The sequence below is a fragment of the Rathayibacter sp. AY1B6 genome (assembly GCF_002932755.1).
In the GTDB taxonomy this organism is placed as follows: domain Bacteria; phylum Actinomycetota; class Actinomycetes; order Actinomycetales; family Microbacteriaceae; genus Rathayibacter.
This window is the reverse complement of record NZ_PSWL01000015.1, coordinates 77139-92854: the sequence shown is the minus strand read 5'-3', so window position 1 is coordinate 92854 and position 15716 is coordinate 77139. Positions and strand designations below refer to the sequence as shown.

The window sequence follows — 15716 nt, the reverse complement described above, 5'->3', positions numbered from 1 at the left end:
ACCCCCTCCCCCGCGACCCCGAGCCTCTCGGAGCAGATCGCCCGCGCCGACCGGCTCGCCGTCCGCGACTGGCCCGCCGGCTTCCTCTGGGGTTCCGCGACAGCCGCCGCACAGATCGAGGGCGCCGGCCACGAGGGCGGCAAGGAGGACAGCATCTGGGACGCGTTCTCCCGCGTCCCCGGAGCGGTCGCGAAGGGCGACACCCCCGAGGTCGCGGTGGACCACTACCACCGGATGCCCGCGGACGTGCGGCTGATGAAGGAGCTGGGGCTCGGCTCCTACCGCTTCTCGGTCAGCTGGGCGCGCGTCAAGCCGGGCGACCGCGCGGTGAACCCCGAGGGCCTCGACTTCTACTCCCGTCTGGTCGACGAGCTGCTCGGCGCCGGCGTGCTGCCGTGGCTCACGCTCTACCACTGGGACCTCCCGCAGGCCGTCGAGGAGACCGGCGGCTGGGCGAACCGCGACACCGCCGAGCGCTTCCGGGACTACGCCGAGGCCGTCTACGAGAGCCTCGGCGACCGGGTGCAGCACTGGACGACGTTCAACGAGCCGTTCTGCTCGACCCTGCTCTCCTACGGCGCGGGCGTGCACGCCCCCGGCGTGATCTCGCAGCAGAAGGCTCTCGCCGCCGTGCACCACACGCACCTCGCCCACGGGCTGGCCGTCTCGACGCTCCGGCAGCTCGGCGCGCAGAACCTGGGCATCACGCTCAACCTCTCGAACGCCGTCCCCGACGACCCCGAGGACGAGGCCGACCTCGACGCGGCACGCCGCTTCGACGCCCTCCAGAACCGGATCTTCCTCGACCCGCTGCTGCTCGGCGAGTACCCCGAGGACCTGCTCGAGGACGTCGCCGGGCTCGGCCTCGACGAGCTGATCGTCGACGGCGACCTCGACCTCATCTCGCTCCCGCTCGACTTCCTCGGCGTGAACCACTACCACGACGACAACGTCTCGGCCCACCCGCTGCCGGCCGGGGCGGACGACTTCGCCCAGGCGACCGACCGCGAGGTCGGCTCCCCCTGGGTCGGCTCCGAGTTCATCACCTTCCCGTCGCGCGGGCTGCCGCGCACCGCGATGGACTGGGAGGTGAACCCCGACGGGCTGCGCTACCTGCTGACCCGCCTGGGCCTCGAGTACGAGAACCTCCCTCCGCTCTACGTGACCGAGAACGGCGCCGCCTACGACGACGTCGTCGAGGACGGCCGCGTGCACGACGCGGACCGCACGCAGTACGTGCTCGACCACGTCGAGAAGGTCGCCGACGCGATCGACCAGGGCGCCGACGTCCGCGGCTACTTCGTCTGGTCCCTCCTCGACAACTACGAGTGGGCCTGGGGCTACGAGAAGCGCTTCGGCATCGTGCGCGTCGACTACGGCACGCAGGAGCGGATCGTGAAGGACTCGGGCCTGGTCTACTCCCGGCTGCTCGGCGGCAGCGCCGCGGCGATCCTGGACTGACCCGTGAGCGAGCCGACGGGCGTCCGCGGCGGGGGCCGCTCCCCCACCCTCGAGATGGTCGCGGCGCGGGCCGGAGTCTCGCGCGCGACGGTCTCGCGGGTGGTCAACGGCGCCCCGCAGGTGGCCGCCGAGATCGTGGCCGCCGTGGAGAAGGCGATCGGCGAGCTCGACTACGTGCCCAACCACGCGGCGCGGATGCTCGCGTCGCGGCGCACGCAGTCGATCGCGCTGATCGTGCCGGAGTCGACCGCCCGCGTCTTCGCGGACCCGTTCTTCGCCTCGATCGTGCAGGGCGCCGCGATGCGCCTGGCCGACACGGACTACACGCTCTCGATGCTGATCGCCTCGGAGACGGACGGCGAGAAGACGCGGCGGTACCTGCTCGGCGGCAACGTCGACGGTGCGCTCGTGGTCTCGCACCACTCGGGCGACCACTCCTACGCCGCGCTCTCGGGCACGCTGCCGATCGTCTTCGGGGGCCGGCCGCTCTCGCCGGACGAGCGCGGCTCCTACTTCGTGGACGTGGACAACACGGAAGGGGCGGCCGTCGGCACCGCGCACCTCATCGAGCGCGGCCGGCGCCGGATCGCGACCATCGCGGGACCCGCCGACATGCCGCCGGGCGTCGACCGCCTGATCGGCTGGCGCGGCGCCCTCAACGACGCCGGCCTCGCCGACGACCTCGTCGAGCGGGGCGACTTCTCGCCGGCCAGCGGCACCGAGGCGATGCGCCGCCTCCTCGCCCGCGACCCCGATCTGGACGGCGTCTTCGCCGCGAACGACCAGATGGCGGTCGGCGCCTACGCGGCCCTCCGCGAGGCCGGGCGCCGGATCCCCGAGGACGTGTCCGTCGTCGGCTTCGACGACGACCTCTTCGCCCGGAACGCCGTGCCCGCGCTGACCACGGTGCGCCAGCTCCCCGACGAGCTCGGAGCCCGCATGGTGGAGCTGCTGACCGCTCGCATCGAGGGGCTCCCCGTGGAGCACCGCACGCTGATGCCGACGTCGCTGGTCGTCCGCGCCAGCAGCTGACCCCGGCCCGCGAGTGTCCAGGAGTCGTCGCAGTCGAGGCCGAGTGCGACGACTTCCGGACAGTCGCGGGAGTTCGGGCGACCGTCGTGCGGGTCCCTCGCCGGGGGGCCTCACGGTCGCCAGCCGTGGGCCTCGAGAGCGGCACGGAGCTCGGCGATCGTCTGCGCCCGGCCACGGGTCAGACCTTCCGCGCGCACGACCACGACGATCCAGCCCGCGAGGTGAAGGGCCAGCAGCCGCTCACGGTCGCGTGAGAACTGCGCGTCGTCCGTCCGGTGCTGTCCGCCGTCGTACTCCGCCACCACCTTCCAGCGCTCGAAGACCAGGTCGCCGACCGCGAGCAGCCGACCGCCGAGCCTGATCTCGGCGTTCACCTCGGGCACCGGAAGTCCCGCTTCCTCGACGAGCGCACGGAGCCACGTCTCTCTCCGCGAGGCGGCTCCGGTCGATGCCAGCCGCAGCGCGGCGATCAGCGTGCGCCGGCCCCGGCCGTGGTGGGATGCCAGGCGCTCCTGAAGCTCCGGCAGTCGGACGTGCGGACGGGGATCGTCCCGGCGCGGATAGCGCGGCTCGAAGAGGAGGTGATCCGTCGCAGCGAGGAGATCGCGAGCGGACAGAAGCGGTGCGAGCGCGATCCAGGTCGACGCCGCTCCCGTGACCGGCAGCCCGTGCCGCAGGATCCTGTCGGTCTCCGTGAGAGTGTGACCGATCACTCCTCGCGTCCTCGGGGGCCGATGCGGGCTCGTGGCCGCCACGTGGATCGGATCATCGCCTTCCCGCCGCGCCGGCAGCGGCACCCCCCAGGCCTCGGCGGCGGTCAGATGGGAGAAGAGCTGCCAGGGCCGCAGCCGGGGCAGGTAGGCGGCGGCTCGCTCGAGGTGCGTGACCGGCATCACTCGCGTGCGCACTCCATGGAAGGGGCTGGCCAGAGCGGGACCGCGCAGCTGCGCGTCCGTCACTCCGGCGCGGACCGCCGCGCGGCGGGTGAATGCTCCGAGGTCGATGCTGGTCATGCCGCGATCCTGGCGGTCCGTGATCCTCGTCCGACTCTCGCGGTCCGCATTCTGTGGACGAGCCGCCGATCCCGCCCCTGGGGAGGCGTGCCTCCCGCCGGGACTGTCCAGGAGTTGTCGCAGTCGGCGTCGAGTGCGACAACTCCTGGACATTCGGAGTGAGCGGCGTCGAGTGCGACGATTTCTGAACTGTGGAAGCGACCGACCTCGATTGCGACAACTCCTGGACAGTCGGAGTCGCCGGGCAGACGCGGAAGCCGCCGGGGTCGCGAGCGACTACGGCGACGTCCGAGGAGTCGCGAGCCCCCGCGTCAGAGGAAGAGCGGCGCCGGGTCGAGGGCGGCGAAGCGGCGGCGCATCACGGCGACCGCGTCGGCGTGCTCGTCGACGAGGACGAAGCGGCGGCCCAGGGCGTGGGCGACCGCGCCGGTCGTTCCGGAGCCGGCGAAGAAGTCGAGCACGGCGTCGCCCTCGCGGCTCGACGCCTGCACGATGCGGCGGAGGATCCCCTCCGGCTTCTGCGTCGGGTACCCCGTCTTCTCGCGGCCGGTCGGCGAGACGATCGTGTGCCACCACACGTCGGTCGGCCGCTTGCCGCGCTCGGCCTTCTCGGGGGTCACCAGGCCCGGCGCCATGTACGGCTCGCGGTCCACGGCGGCGGAGTCGAAGTGGTAGCCGCGCGGGTCCTTCACGTAGACCAGGATCGTGTCGTGCTTCGTCGGCCAGCGGCGCGTGGCCTTCGCTCCGTAGTCGTACGCCCAGATGATCTCGTTGAGGAAGCACTCGCGGCCGAAGAGCGCGTCGAGCAGCACCTTCGCGTAGTGCGCCTCCCGGTAGTCGAGGTGGAGGTAGAGGGTCCCGTCGTCGGCGAGGAGCCGCCACGCCTCGGCCAGACGAGGCTCGAGGAACGACCAGTAGTCGTCGAAGCGGTCGTCGTAGCGGAGGAGGTCGCCGCGGATCCGCTCGTAGCTGCGCCCCTTGAAGCCGGCGATCGTGCCGGTGGTGGAGCGCACGGAGGTGGTCGAGGTCCGCACCTGCGCCCGGCCGGTGTTGAACGGCGGGTCGAGGTAGACGACGGTGAAGGCCCCGTCGGCCAGCTGCGGCAGGACCTCGAGGTTGTCGGCGTGGAACACCGCGCTCCGCGACTCCGGGACGCCGTCCGCGATCTGGATCGTCCTGGGCACCCGCCAATTGTGCCAGTGCGCGCGAACCCGGCGACACGCTCCGCGCCTCGCGCCCGCGCTCGACGGGTGCCGGGGAGGCTCCGGCGTAGAGTGGCGCGATGATCTCCGAGGTGCGCCACGACGAGGACTCGTCCCGCTACACGCTCTGGCTCGACGGCGAGACCGTCGGAGTCGCGGACTACGCCGTCCGCGGCCGCGACGTGGTCTTCCTCCACACCGAGATCGCGCCGGAGCACCGCCACGAGGGGCTCGGCGAGACCCTCGTCGAGGCCGCCCTCGACGATGCGCACGAGCGCTTCGGCGGGCGCATCGTCCCGGCGTGCCCGTTCGTCGCCGAGTTCATCGCCGAGCACCCGGACTACCAGGAGCTCCTCGCGAGCTGAGAGGCTCCCGCCCGTCCGGCCCTCCGCCGCCCGGGCGAGCCGGTCCGCGGACGCCCGGCCGGGACCCGCCGATCAGGGGACGCGCCGCAGCCACTCCGGAGTCGAGTACTTCGTCCGCACCAGCTCCTCCGCCGCCGCGTACTCCTCCTCGGTCAGCGTCCCCGCCTCGCCGCCGTGCAGCTGCACGAAGGTCGCCTTCATCCGCTCGATGATCTCCGCGCGGCTGAGCCCGGTCTGGCTGCGCAGAGGGTCGACGCGCTTCACGGCCGACGCGATGCCCTTGTCCGAGAGCTTCTCGCGGCCGATCCGCAGCACCTGCACCATCTTCTCGGCGTCGATGTCGTAGCTCATGGTCACGTGGTGGAGGACCGCGCCGGAGCCCAGGCGCTTCTGCGCGGCGCCGCCGATCTTGCCCGAGGGCGAGGTGATGTCGTTGAGCGGCTGGTAGACCGCGTCGATCCCGAGCGACTGCAGCGCGCTGACGGCCCACTCGTCGAGGAAGGCGTAGGAGTCGGCGAAGGTCAGCCCCTGGACGAGGTCGCCGGGGACGTAGAGGGAGTACGTGACGACGCTGCCCGCCTCCATGAACATCGCGCCGCCGCCGGAGATGCGGCGGACCACGTCGACGCCGTACTTCGCCGCGTTGTCCAGGTCGACCTCGTTGCGGAGCGACTGGAAGCTGCCGATCACGACGGCCGGCTGGTCCCACTCCCAGATCCGCAGCGTCGGCTCGCGGCGGCCCTCGCCGACCGCGGCGGTCAGCACCTCGTCGAGCGCCAGGTGGGTCGCGGGAGGGACGGCCCGATCGTGCACGATGCGCCAGTCGTAGTCGCGCCAGCTGGTCGCCTTCTGCAGCGAGCGGCGGATCGCGACCGCGACGGCCTCGGGCGTGAAGCCGAGCAGGACAGCATCGGCCGGGAGCGCCTGCCGGATGGCGGCGGCGATGGACTTCGCGTCGGTCTCGGCCGGCAGGCCCACGACCGCGCGGTCGATGTCGTCGAGCGCCGTGTCGGGCTCGAGGAAGAAGTCGCCCGCCAGGCGGAACCCGGCGAACCTCCCGTCGATCACGTCGAGGTCGACGACCACGAGCTTTCCGCCGGGGACCTTGTACTCGCCATGCATGACGCCAGCCTAGGCGCGAGCCGGGGCGGGGAAGCGCTCGTCCAGCCACTCCACGAGATCGGCCGTGACCTCGGCCCGGTTGAGCTCCTGGAACAGCTCGTGCCGCGCCTCCGGGTACACCCGCACCGAGACGTCCGTGTACCCGGCCCGCCGCCGGTAGGCCTGGGCGAGCGCGCGCACCGACCGCTCGCCGCCGAGGGTGTCGTCGGCGCCCACGACCAGCAGCAGCGGCAGCGGATGCGCGGACCCGCGCCGGGGGCGGCCGACGAGCCGCAGGGTCTCGACCAGTCCGATCCGCTTCGCGAGCGGCGTGGTGAAGGTCAGGGGGTCGTCGTGGAACCGCTGCCAGACCTCCGGGTCGCGCGAGAGCCATTCGAGGCCGAGGCCGCCGGCGACGCGGTGCCGCTTCGCCAGGTCGCCCGCGTTCATGTGCCCCGGGAGGCGGTAGGCCGTGCCGCTGAGCACGAGCGCGGCGTAGGCACCGGAGTGGTGGTCGACGATCCGCTGCGCCATGAGCGACCCCCAGGAGTGGCCGAGCAGCACGATCGGCACGCCGGGGCTCTCCTCCGCGAGCAGCTCCGTCAGCCGGAGGATCGCCGCCTCGGTCGCGCGCAGGCCGCCCGGCCCCAGCAGTCCGAGCCGGGAGGAGTCGCCGCCGTGCTGCTCGAGGCCGGTCCGGCCGTGCCCGCGGTGGTCGTCCGCCGCGACCGCGTACCCGGCGGCCACCAGCGCCTCCGCCAGCTCGACGTAGCGCCCCGAGTGCTCCCCGACGCCGTGGGCCAGCTGCACGATCGCGCGGGGCGAGGGGTGCGCCCACCAGCGGTAGTGGATGACGACGCCGGAGGCGTCCTCGAAGGTCCTGTCGACAGCGGCGCCGGTCATGGTGACCAGTGTGGCGCTCCGGCCGCTGCACGCGAGGGACGCGCTGACAACTGAGAAGATACTCACGATCCATCGGCCGACACCCTGCTCGTCACGGTGCCTCGCTACCTTTTCCCTTGACGAGCGACCCCCGCGACCGTCCCCCGACCCCCTTCACGAGCGAGGCCAGCCCCTTCATGACCGTATCGCCCCTGATCTGGACCCTGACGATCGTCTTCATCGTCCTGCTCCTGCTCTTCGACTTCTTCTTCCACGTCCGGAAGGCCCACGAGCCCACGCTGAAGGAGTCGTCGATCTGGTCGGCGCTCTACGTCGGCATCGCCGTGCTCTTCGGGCTCGGCGTCCTGGTCTTCGGCGGAGCGACGCCCGGATCGGAGTACTTCGCCGGCTACATCACCGAGAAGGCCCTCTCGGTCGACAACCTGTTCGTCTTCCTCATCATCATGGCGAGCTTCAAGGTGCCCCGCGCCGACCAGCAGAAGGTGCTCCTCTTCGGCATCGTCTTCGCGCTGATCGCCCGCACCGGCTTCATCTTCCTCGGCGCCGCGCTGATCAACTCGTTCGCCTGGGTCTTCTACATCTTCGGCCTGATCCTGCTGCTGACCGCGTTCAACCTGGTCAAGCCGGGCGACGACCACTCCAGCGACAACGTGATGGTGCGCCTGGCCAAGCGGATCTTCAAGACGAGCGACCAGTACGACGGCGACAAGTTCTACACGCACATCGACGGCAAGAAGGTCCTCACGCCGATGATCCTCGTCATGGCGGCGATCGGCGGAACGGACATCCTGTTCGCCCTCGACAGCGTGCCGGCGATCTTCGGCCTCACCAGCGACGTGTACCTCGTCTTCACGGCGACCGCGTTCTCGCTGCTGGGCCTGCGCCAGCTGTACTTCCTCATCGACGGCCTGCTCGACCGCCTCGTGTACCTCAGCATCGGCCTCGCCGCGATCCTCGCCTTCATCGGCGTGAAGCTGATCCTGCACGCGCTCCACGAGAACAACCTGCCGTTCATCAACAACGGCGAGCACGTGGAGGTCTTCGAGATCGGGACCGGACTGTCGCTCTCGGTCATCATCGGCGTCCTGGTGATCACGGTGATCGCCTCCCTCGTCAGCCCCAAGGGCCGCCGCATGGCCGCCGAGGCCGCCGAGCGCCGCCGCGTGGCCGAGGCCGCGGGCGCGGACGTCGACGCCACGCACTGAGTCGTCTCGTGCGCCGCGACGCGGCGCACCGCAGTCGGCTCCCCTAGGCGGTCGGTTTCCCGAGAGCGGGTCCCGACCGCCTAGAACGATCCGCTGACACGCGGATCGCTCGTTCGGCTCGACCGAACGCCGCGTGCCGGTGCGCAGCGGTCGGGCTACTGGCGGTCGAGTTCCCGAGAGCGGGTCCCGACCGCCTACGACGAGCCGCTGACACGCGGATCGCCTGTTCGACGGTGCTCTCTCGTGCGCCGCGGAGCGGCGCACCGCAGTCGGCCCTCAGAGGCGGCCGCGTCCCCGAGAGCGGGGCGCGATCGCCTACGTCGATACGCTGACACGCGGATCGTCGGTTCGGCTCGAAGCGCGCGCGTGCTCCCGCCCGGTCGGGTCAGCGGGCGCGGTACCGGTGCTCGGGGCGGCCGGTGGTGCCGTAGCTGAGCGTCATCTCGACGAGGCCGCGGCCGGCGAGGCCAGAGAGGTACCGCTGGGCGGTGGCGCGCGAGATGCCGGCCCGCTCGGCCACCTCGAGAGCCGAGAGCTCGGCGCCCGACTCGGCCAGGCGCGCGAGGACGAGCTGCTCGGTCGCAGAGCGCGAAGGCTGCGCGACGGTGGCGTCACCGGAGTGCAGGATGCGCAGGGCCCGCTCGACGGCCTCCTGATCCGCCGCGCGGTCCTCCCGCAGCACGTTCCGGAACCGCACGTACGCGTCCAGGCGCTCGCCGAGCAGGCGCGCCTCGAACGGCTTGATGAGGTACCCGAGCGCTCCCGCGTGCAGGGCGCGCCGCACCGTCGCCCCGTCGGAGGCGGCGCTCACCACGAACGCGTCGGTGTCGAGCTCGCGGAGCAGGGCGATCCCGCTCTGGTCCGGCAGGTGCACGTCGAGCAGCAGCAGATCGGGCGCGTGCTCGGCGACGGCCGCCCGTGCCGCCCGCGCCGTGTGCACCGGAGGAAGGGCCGTCAGCCCCTGCCGCGCCTCGACCAGGTCCGCGTGCAGCTGCGCGACCCGGAAGTCGTCGTCCACCACCAGCACCGTGCGCTCCCGCGCCGTGTCCGCGCTCATGACCCGTCCCCGTCCTGCTCCGGCGGCCGCACCGCTCCGGGGAGGCGCGCGCAGAGCACGGCCCCCGACTCCGCTCCGCCGGCGTCCGCCAGCCAGACCTCGCCACCGCGTCGGGCTGCCACCTCGCGGCACAGCGGCAGTCCGAAGCCCCGGCCGTGCACGCGCCCGTCGTCCTCGACGGGGTCGCCCGCGCCGGCCCGGTCGAACAGCGAGTCCGGATCGAGCACCCCGTCGCCGGAGTCGGCGACCGTCACGAACAGCGCGTCGCCGTCGTCGAGCAGCTCGACCTCGACGAAGCGCACGTCGCGCCGCCCCTCGACCGCCGCGCGCACCGCGTTGTCCACGAGGTTCCCGACCACCGTGGCGACGTCCTCCGGCTCGACGACGGTGCCGCGCACCAGCGTCTCCTCGCCGAGCGTCAGCAGCACGCCGCGCTCGGCCGCCTCGATCCCCTTGGCTCCGACGAGAGCCTGCAGGTACGGCTCCTGCAGCCGGTCGGCGTGCTGCACCGGGTACTTGAGCGGGCCGCGGGTCAGGACCTCGTCGAGGTAGTCGCGCGCCGAGGCGGTCCGCCCCGCGTCCAGCAGGCCGGCGACCACGTGCAGGCGGTTGGCGAACTCGTGCCGCTGCACTCGGAGCGCGTTGGTCATCGCGCCGACCGCGTCGAGGCGCCGGCTCAGCGCGGCGAGGTCGGTGCGGTCGCGCAGCACCACCACCACGCCCAGGTCGCGGTCGCCGCGGGTCACCCGGCGGATGTCGACGTAGACGATGCGGGAGCGGACGACGAAGCCCTCCTCGCCGCCGGGGCGGGGCGGCTCGACGGAGTGCAGCGCGGCGCCGATCGCGTCGGCCAGCGGAACGGGCAGGTCGAGCTCCGTGAGCGGCCGCCCGTGCAGCGCCCGCCCGGTCGGGTCGTCGGAGCCGAGGATCGCGGCGGCGCGCGCGTTGCAGACGCCGACGCGCCCGTCGCGGTCGAGCGCGAGCACTCCCTCGTCGACCCCGTCGAGCACGGCGGCCTGGTCCTGCACGAGCGAGGTGAGCTCCTCCGGGGCGAGGCCGAGCGTCAGGCGCAGCAGGCGGCGGCGGATGAAGACGGAGGCGACGGCGGCGAGCACCAGCCCGGCGAGCGCCGCGGCCAGCACGCCGAGCAGCGCGGTCGGCAGGTCGGTGAAGACGCTGGAGCGCGCGAAGCCGATGCTGACCTCGCCGACGACCCGCTGCTCCCCCGCGGCGAAGACCGGGACCTTGGCGCGTGCCGACTCGCCCAGCGTGCCGGTGCCCCACGAGACGCTCTCGCGCCCGGCGAGCGCCTCGTCGGGGCTGGTCGAGACCCGCTCGCCGAGGCGGTCCTCGTCGGGGTGGGCGAGGCGGATGCCCTGGTCGTCGGTGATCACGACGAAGAGCGCGCCGGTGCGCTGCTCGACGGCGGCGGCGACGTCCTCGAGCGGTCCGCCGCGCAGCTCCGAGGCGGCGGGCGCGCCGGGCACGGCGGAGGACGCGGCGACCGCGTCGCGCACGTCGGGGTCCTCGGCGACGGTGCGGGCGATGGCGAGCGCCGTCCCCTCCGCCTCGCCGCGCAGCTGCTGGACGCTGAGCGCGGTGACGAGCCCGGCGCAGACCAGCACAGCGGCCGACACCGTGGCGAGCTGCAGGACCAGGACGTGGGTCGCGAAGCGCATCGGGGCCTCCTCGCCGTCGTCGTGCGCAGAATGCGCAGAAGCCACACTATGCGCAGATGTCGCCGTAATGAGCGATACCCCGGCGCCGGACGAGGGGCTGCCTAGGGTTTCCAGCATCTCCCGGCCGGCTCTCCCGCCGAGCGCGGGCGGAGGCACTGGACGAAGGAGTCAGCTGTGTTGGTAGTACTCGGTTTCACGATGATCCTGGCCTTCATGGCCCTGATCATGACCAAGCGGCTGACGCCGATGGTCGCCCTGATCGTCGTGCCGACGATCTTCGGCCTCTTCGCGGGCGCCGGCCTCGGCATCGGCGACATGGTCCTCGAGGCGATCGGCAGCCTCGCGCCCACGGCCGCGCTGCTGATGTTCGCGATCATGTACTTCGGGATCATGATCGACGTCGGGCTCTTCGACCCGCTGATCCGCTTCATCGTCCGCGCGCTCGGCGACGACCCGGCGAAGGTCGTGCTCGGCACGGCGCTGCTGGCCGGCGCGGTCTCGCTCGACGGCGACGGCTCGACCACGTTCATCGTCACCACCGCCGCGATGCTCCCGATCTACCTGCGCCTGGGGATGAACCCGGTCGTGCTGACCTGCGTCGCCGGCCTGGCCAACGGCACGCTCAACATCGTCCCCTGGGGCGGACCGACGGTGCGCGCCGCCGCGGCCCTCCAGGTCTCGCCGAGCGAGATCTTCGTGCCGATGCTCCCCTCGCTCGCGGTGGGCCTGGCCGTCACGCTCGTCTTCGCCTGGTTCCTCGGGCTCGGCGAGCGCCGCCGCCTCGGCTCGCTCGCGCTGGCCGAGCCGATGCTCGAGCAGGAGCTCGTCGGCGCCGGCCGCGGCTCCTCCTCCCGCTCGGGCGGCGCCCGCACCGGCGGCCTCGCGGCGCTGACCGGGGGCATCCGCACCGTCGCCCGGGAGCGCTTCTCCTTCCTCCGCGGCCCCCAGGCCCTGCGCGGAGCCCAGGTCGCCGTCGCCGCCCGCGTGCAGGCCGACGACGCCGACACCGCGATGGCCGACACGATGCTCGACCCCGAGCGCGAGACGCTGCGCCCGAAGCTGATCTGGGTGAACCTGGTCCTGACCCTCGCGGTGATGACGCTGCTGGTCGCCGACGTCCTGCCGCTGCCCTACGTGTTCATGGTCGGCTCCGCGGTCGCCCTCCTGATCAACTTCCCGAAGATGAAGGACCAGGCGGCCGAGATCGTCAAGCACGCGCCGAGCATCGTGGGCGTCGTGTCGATGGTGCTGGCGGCCGGCGTGCTGATCGGCGTCCTCAACGGCACGGGCATGGTCGACGCCATGGCGGAGTGGGTCGTTGCGGTGATCCCGCCGGCGCTGGGCCCGTTCCTCGCCGTGATCACCGGTGTGCTCAGCATCCCGATGACCTTCTTCATGTCGAACGACGCGTTCTACTACGGCATCCTCCCCGTGCTCTCGGAGAGCGCGGCGAACTACGGCATCTCGCCGGTCGAGATGGCCCGCGCCTCGATCACCGGGCAGCCGGTCCACCTCCAGAGCCCGCTGGTCCCGGCGATCCTCCTGCTCGTCTCCCTCGCCGCGGTGAACCTCGGCGACCACCACCGCAAGGTGCTGTGGCGCGCGGTGATCGTCTCGCTGGTCATGCTCGCCGTCGGCGTGCTGGTCGGCTCGATCCCCTTCGGCTGAGGCCGGAGGGGCGGAGCGCCGGAGCGCCGGAGCGCCGGATGATCGGAACGAGGACGGGACCTTCTGCTGCGGCAGGGGGTCCCGTCCTCGTTCCGCGGCTCGGTCCCGCAGCCCGCGCTAGCGCAGCAGCGGCGCCAGGTTCTCCGTCCAGACGTCGGAGCCGACCTTGAGGATCAGGGCGCCGACGACGACGAGGAACGCGACGCGGATGAAGCGGCTGCCTCGGGCGACGGCCATCCGCGAGCCGAGGTAGGCGCCCGCCACGTTCGCCACGCCCATCACGAGGCCGAGCAGCCCGATCACGTGGCCGCCCGGCACGAAGTAGAGCAGGGCGCCGAGGTTGGTCGCGACGTTGACGATCTTCGCCTTGGCGCTGGCGAGCAGGAAGTCGTAGCCCAGCGCGGTGATCAGGGCGATGATCAGGAAGGTCCCGGTGCCCGGTCCGATCAGGCCGTCGTAGAAGCCGACCAGGAGTCCCAGCACCGCGGCCGTGACGAGGTGGCGCCGGCCCGCGTGCTTGAGCGCCGTGACGCTGCCCAGCGCCGGGCGCGCGATCGTCACCACCGCGACCACGATCAGCGCGACGACGATGATCGGCTTGAACACCGCGGCCGGGAGGAGGCCGGCGAGCGTCGCGCCTCCGTAGCTGCCTGCGAGGGCGACCGCCGCCATCGGCAGCGCGGTGCGCAGATCGGGCTTCGCGCGCCGGTAGTAGGTGATCGCGCTGGTGGTCGTGCCGAAGATCGAGGCCAGCTTGTTCGTGGCGAGCGCCTGCACGGGCGAGATCCCGGGAACGAGGAGCAGTGCGGGGAGCTGGAGGAGTCCGCCGCCGCCCACGACCGCGTCGATCCAGCCGGCCGCGAAGGCGGCGAGGATCATCAGCGCGAGGACGGGGAGTCCGAGATCCTCTGTGAAGGTCAGCATCGGTCGGAAGCGTACGCGAGCACCGCGACCCCCTCGACCTCGGGGGCGGGCCGTCCTAGGGTCGGCGGCATGCGATTCGGACTCCTCCTCCCCCAGGGCCGGCGCCACGACCTCGTCGGCATCGACCCCGCCGTCAGGTGGCGCACCCTGCGCGACCTCGCCCGGCGCGCCGACGACGGCGTCCTCTCCTTCCCCGAAGCCGCCTCCGACCGCAGCGGCATCGAGCTGTCCGAGCGCGACGTCCTGCCGGCTCTGGCATGAACGGGGGGGGCGGGCTCCTACGCCTCCCGCCCCCCGCCCGCAAGTCCTTGGGGCGCCCCGGCCCCGCGCCTACGGTCGGAGCATGGACGCACAGGACATCCGCTGGAACGACGAAGCCCGCGACAAGATCCTCGAGGACTCGGACAGGGTCCTCCGCGAGGCGGTGCTCGACCTTGCGACGAGCAAGAAGGGCGAGCCCTGGGAGGACGTGTTCGCCGAGCTGAACGCGCGCCTCAAGGACCGCTTCATCGACTTCGAGCCCGGCCCGGACCTCCGCAAGTACGCCGAGGCCGTCTCCGCCGGGGAGATCGAGACCGGCTCGTGAGCGAGCACGACCGCGACGCCGCACTCGAGGACGAGATCACCTCGATCCACGCCCTCGGCGAGGGCCGCGTCGGCGAGACGGCCGGCCCGGAGGACGAGGACCACGAGCTCTCGCCCGAGCAGGACGCCCGCATCGAGTCCGAGCTGAAGAGCCGGGGCAGCGAGAGCTGACCGCCCCCGGCACGCGGAAGGCCCGCTCCCCCTCGAGGGAGCGGGCCTTCCGCGTGAGTCGCGACTACGCCGAGAGGGGCTCGTAGTCGGTGTAGCCCTCGGCTCCTCCGCCGTAGACCGTCTCCTGGACGACCTCGTTCTCGGGGTGCCCGCCCTGCCAGCGCTCGACGAGGTCGGGGTTGGCGATCGCCGGGCGGCCGACGGCCACGGCGTCGGCGTGGCCCTCGGTGATCAGCTCGGTCGCCTCCTCGCGGCTTGTCGGCGAGCCGAAGCCGCTGTTGGCGATGAAGACGCCGTCGAAGCGCGATCGGAGGTCCTGGACCAGCTCGCCGGCCGGCTCGGCGTGCAGGACGCTGAGGTAGGCCAGGCCGAGCGGGGCGAGCCCGTCGACGACGGCCTCGTAGGTGGCGCGCACGTCGTCGGCGTCGGTCTCGACGACGTCCTGGATGTTGTGGGCCGGCGAGAGGCGGATGCCGACGCGGCCCGCTCCGACCTCGTCCACGATGGCGCGGGTGACCTCGAGCGGGAACGCGGCGCGCTCGGCCGGGGTTCCGCCGTACTGGTCGGTGCGCACGTTCGAGACGGGCGAGAGGAACTCGTGCAGCAGGTAGCCGTTGGCGCCGTGCACCTCGACTCCGTCGAAGCCGGCATCGATCGCGCGGCGGGCGGCGGCGACGAACTCGTCGCGGACGGTCCCCAGCTCCTCGGTGGTCAGCGCGTGCGGCACCGGGAAGGGCTTCTTGCCGGAGGGGGTGTGCACCTCTCCGTCGATCGCGACGGCGCTCGGGGCGACGATGCGGTCGGTGCCGGTGATCTCGGTGTGCGAGACGCGGCCCGCGTTCATCAGCTGCATGACGATGCGGCCGCCGGCGGCGTGCACGGCGTCGGCGACGGCGCGCCAGCCCGCGGCCTGCGCGTCGGTCTCGATGCCGGGCTGCCCGGCGTAGCCCTTGGACTCGGCGCTCGGGAAGACGCCCTCGCTGATCAGCAGGCCCATGCTCGCGCGCTGGGCGTAGTACTCGGCGACGATCGCGCCGGGGACGCCCTGCTCGTCGGAGCGCAGGCGCGTCATCGGTGCCAGGACGATGCGGTTGGGGAGGTCGAGGTCGCCGGCGGTGAGGGGGGAGAACGGATCCATGGGATCGCCTTTCTTCGGAGCTGTCTCAGGGGGCTGCCCTGAGGGGGAGGCACGTGCACCTGCGGCGCACTCCGGGCGGCAACCGCGCGCGGAGCAGGTCCATTCCACCTCCCGGCGTTCTCCCATCCTCCGCACCCCGGGCACGCGGTCGACGGCCTGCCGCCTCCCGACCCCTGCTCGGACGCCCGGGCTGTCTACACTCGGGAGGCGAC

At 72.5% G+C, this 15716-nt stretch carries 16 protein-coding genes; 8 read left to right on the top strand and 8 right to left on the bottom strand.

From position 1 onward, the window contains the following. Positions 1–36: 36 nt before the first annotated feature. Both C5D08_RS09925 and C5D08_RS09920 read left to right on the top strand, forming a co-directional pair. On the top strand, positions 37–1461 hold the full coding sequence (locus tag C5D08_RS09925) for a GH1 family beta-glucosidase (protein ID WP_104276911.1): 1425 nt from the start codon (positions 37–39) through the stop codon (positions 1459–1461). Between the two features lie 54 nt (positions 1462–1515). Next, positions 1516–2493 (top strand): LacI family DNA-binding transcriptional regulator, encoded by a 978-nt coding sequence (locus tag C5D08_RS09920; RefSeq protein WP_104276910.1) that lies wholly within the window; start codon positions 1516–1518, stop codon positions 2491–2493. Positions 2494–2603: 110 nt separating this feature from the next. On the opposite strand, the gene C5D08_RS09915 is transcribed toward C5D08_RS09920, so the two are convergent. Together C5D08_RS09915 and C5D08_RS09910 are read right to left on the bottom strand one after the other, a co-directional pair. Then, positions 2604–3506, bottom strand: coding sequence for a hypothetical protein (locus tag C5D08_RS09915; protein WP_104276903.1), 903 nt, complete (start codon positions 3504–3506; stop codon positions 2604–2606). A gap of 311 nt (positions 3507–3817) precedes the next feature. Then, positions 3818–4690, bottom strand: coding sequence for a site-specific DNA-methyltransferase (locus tag C5D08_RS09910; protein ID WP_104225160.1), 873 nt, complete (start codon positions 4688–4690; stop codon positions 3818–3820). A gap of 98 nt (positions 4691–4788) precedes the next feature. Between C5D08_RS09910 and C5D08_RS09905 the strand changes: the two genes are divergently transcribed. After that, a complete protein-coding gene (locus C5D08_RS09905; RefSeq protein ID WP_104233160.1) occupies positions 4789–5073 on the top strand; it encodes a GNAT family N-acetyltransferase in 285 nt (94 codons plus the stop codon). Positions 5074–5145: 72 nt separating this feature from the next. Here C5D08_RS09905 and C5D08_RS09900 read toward each other — a convergent pair whose 3' ends face one another. Together C5D08_RS09900 and C5D08_RS09895 are read right to left on the bottom strand one after the other, a co-directional pair. After that, positions 5146–6195 carry a biotin/lipoate A/B protein ligase family protein gene (locus C5D08_RS09900; RefSeq protein ID WP_104276902.1) on the bottom strand — a complete coding sequence of 350 codons (1050 nt, stop codon included), beginning with the start codon at positions 6193–6195 and terminating at the stop codon, positions 5146–5148. A gap of 9 nt (positions 6196–6204) precedes the next feature. After that, positions 6205–7077, bottom strand: a complete 873-nt coding sequence (locus C5D08_RS09895) for an alpha/beta fold hydrolase (protein ID WP_104276901.1) — start codon at positions 7075–7077, stop codon at positions 6205–6207. Between the two features lie 176 nt (positions 7078–7253). Here C5D08_RS09895 and C5D08_RS09890 point away from each other — a divergent pair, with 176 nt between their 5' ends. Then, positions 7254–8282 carry a TerC family protein gene (locus C5D08_RS09890; protein ID WP_104223866.1) on the top strand — a complete coding sequence of 343 codons (1029 nt, stop codon included), beginning with the start codon at positions 7254–7256 and terminating at the stop codon, positions 8280–8282. A 385-nt stretch (positions 8283–8667) separates the two neighbouring features. Here C5D08_RS09890 and C5D08_RS09885 read toward each other — a convergent pair whose 3' ends face one another. Together C5D08_RS09885 and C5D08_RS09880 are read right to left on the bottom strand one after the other, a co-directional pair. After that, positions 8668–9339, bottom strand: a complete 672-nt coding sequence (locus tag C5D08_RS09885) for a response regulator (protein WP_104276900.1) — start codon at positions 9337–9339, stop codon at positions 8668–8670. Then, positions 9336–11018, bottom strand: a complete 1683-nt coding sequence (locus C5D08_RS09880; RefSeq protein ID WP_104276899.1) for a sensor histidine kinase — start codon at positions 11016–11018, stop codon at positions 9336–9338. The genes C5D08_RS09885 and C5D08_RS09880 overlap by 4 nt, the downstream gene beginning before the upstream one ends. Before the next feature lie 198 nt (positions 11019–11216). Between C5D08_RS09880 and C5D08_RS09875 the strand changes: the two genes are divergently transcribed. Beyond that, positions 11217–12686, top strand: coding sequence for a CitMHS family transporter (locus C5D08_RS09875; protein ID WP_104276898.1), 1470 nt, complete (start codon positions 11217–11219; stop codon positions 12684–12686). 117 nt (positions 12687–12803) lie between these two features. Here C5D08_RS09875 and C5D08_RS09870 read toward each other — a convergent pair whose 3' ends face one another. Then, complete coding sequence (locus C5D08_RS09870) at positions 12804–13610, bottom strand: TSUP family transporter (RefSeq protein WP_104276897.1); 807 nt, start codon at positions 13608–13610, stop codon at positions 12804–12806. A gap of 69 nt (positions 13611–13679) precedes the next feature. Here C5D08_RS09870 and C5D08_RS17205 point away from each other — a divergent pair, with 69 nt between their 5' ends. The 3 genes from C5D08_RS17205 to C5D08_RS17005 all read left to right on the top strand — a co-directional run bounded on the left by C5D08_RS17205 (position 13680) and on the right by C5D08_RS17005 (position 14366). Then, the gene (locus C5D08_RS17205; RefSeq protein ID WP_104305168.1) at positions 13680–13871 is read left to right on the top strand and encodes a hypothetical protein; all 192 of its coding nucleotides are present in this window, start codon (positions 13680–13682) and stop codon (positions 13869–13871) included. Between the two features lie 82 nt (positions 13872–13953). Then, positions 13954–14196: a hypothetical protein gene (locus tag C5D08_RS09860; RefSeq protein ID WP_068251275.1), complete on the top strand. Its 243-nt coding sequence runs from the start codon at positions 13954–13956 to the stop codon at positions 14194–14196. Next, positions 14193–14366, top strand: coding sequence for a hypothetical protein (locus C5D08_RS17005; RefSeq protein ID WP_160035225.1), 174 nt, complete (start codon positions 14193–14195; stop codon positions 14364–14366). Before C5D08_RS09860 ends, C5D08_RS17005 begins: the two co-directional genes overlap by 4 nt. 64 nt (positions 14367–14430) lie before the next feature. On the opposite strand, the gene C5D08_RS09855 is transcribed toward C5D08_RS17005, so the two are convergent. Then, positions 14431–15504: an alkene reductase gene (locus tag C5D08_RS09855; RefSeq protein ID WP_104276896.1), complete on the bottom strand. Its 1074-nt coding sequence runs from the start codon at positions 15502–15504 to the stop codon at positions 14431–14433. Between the last annotated feature and the right edge of the window lie 212 nt (positions 15505–15716).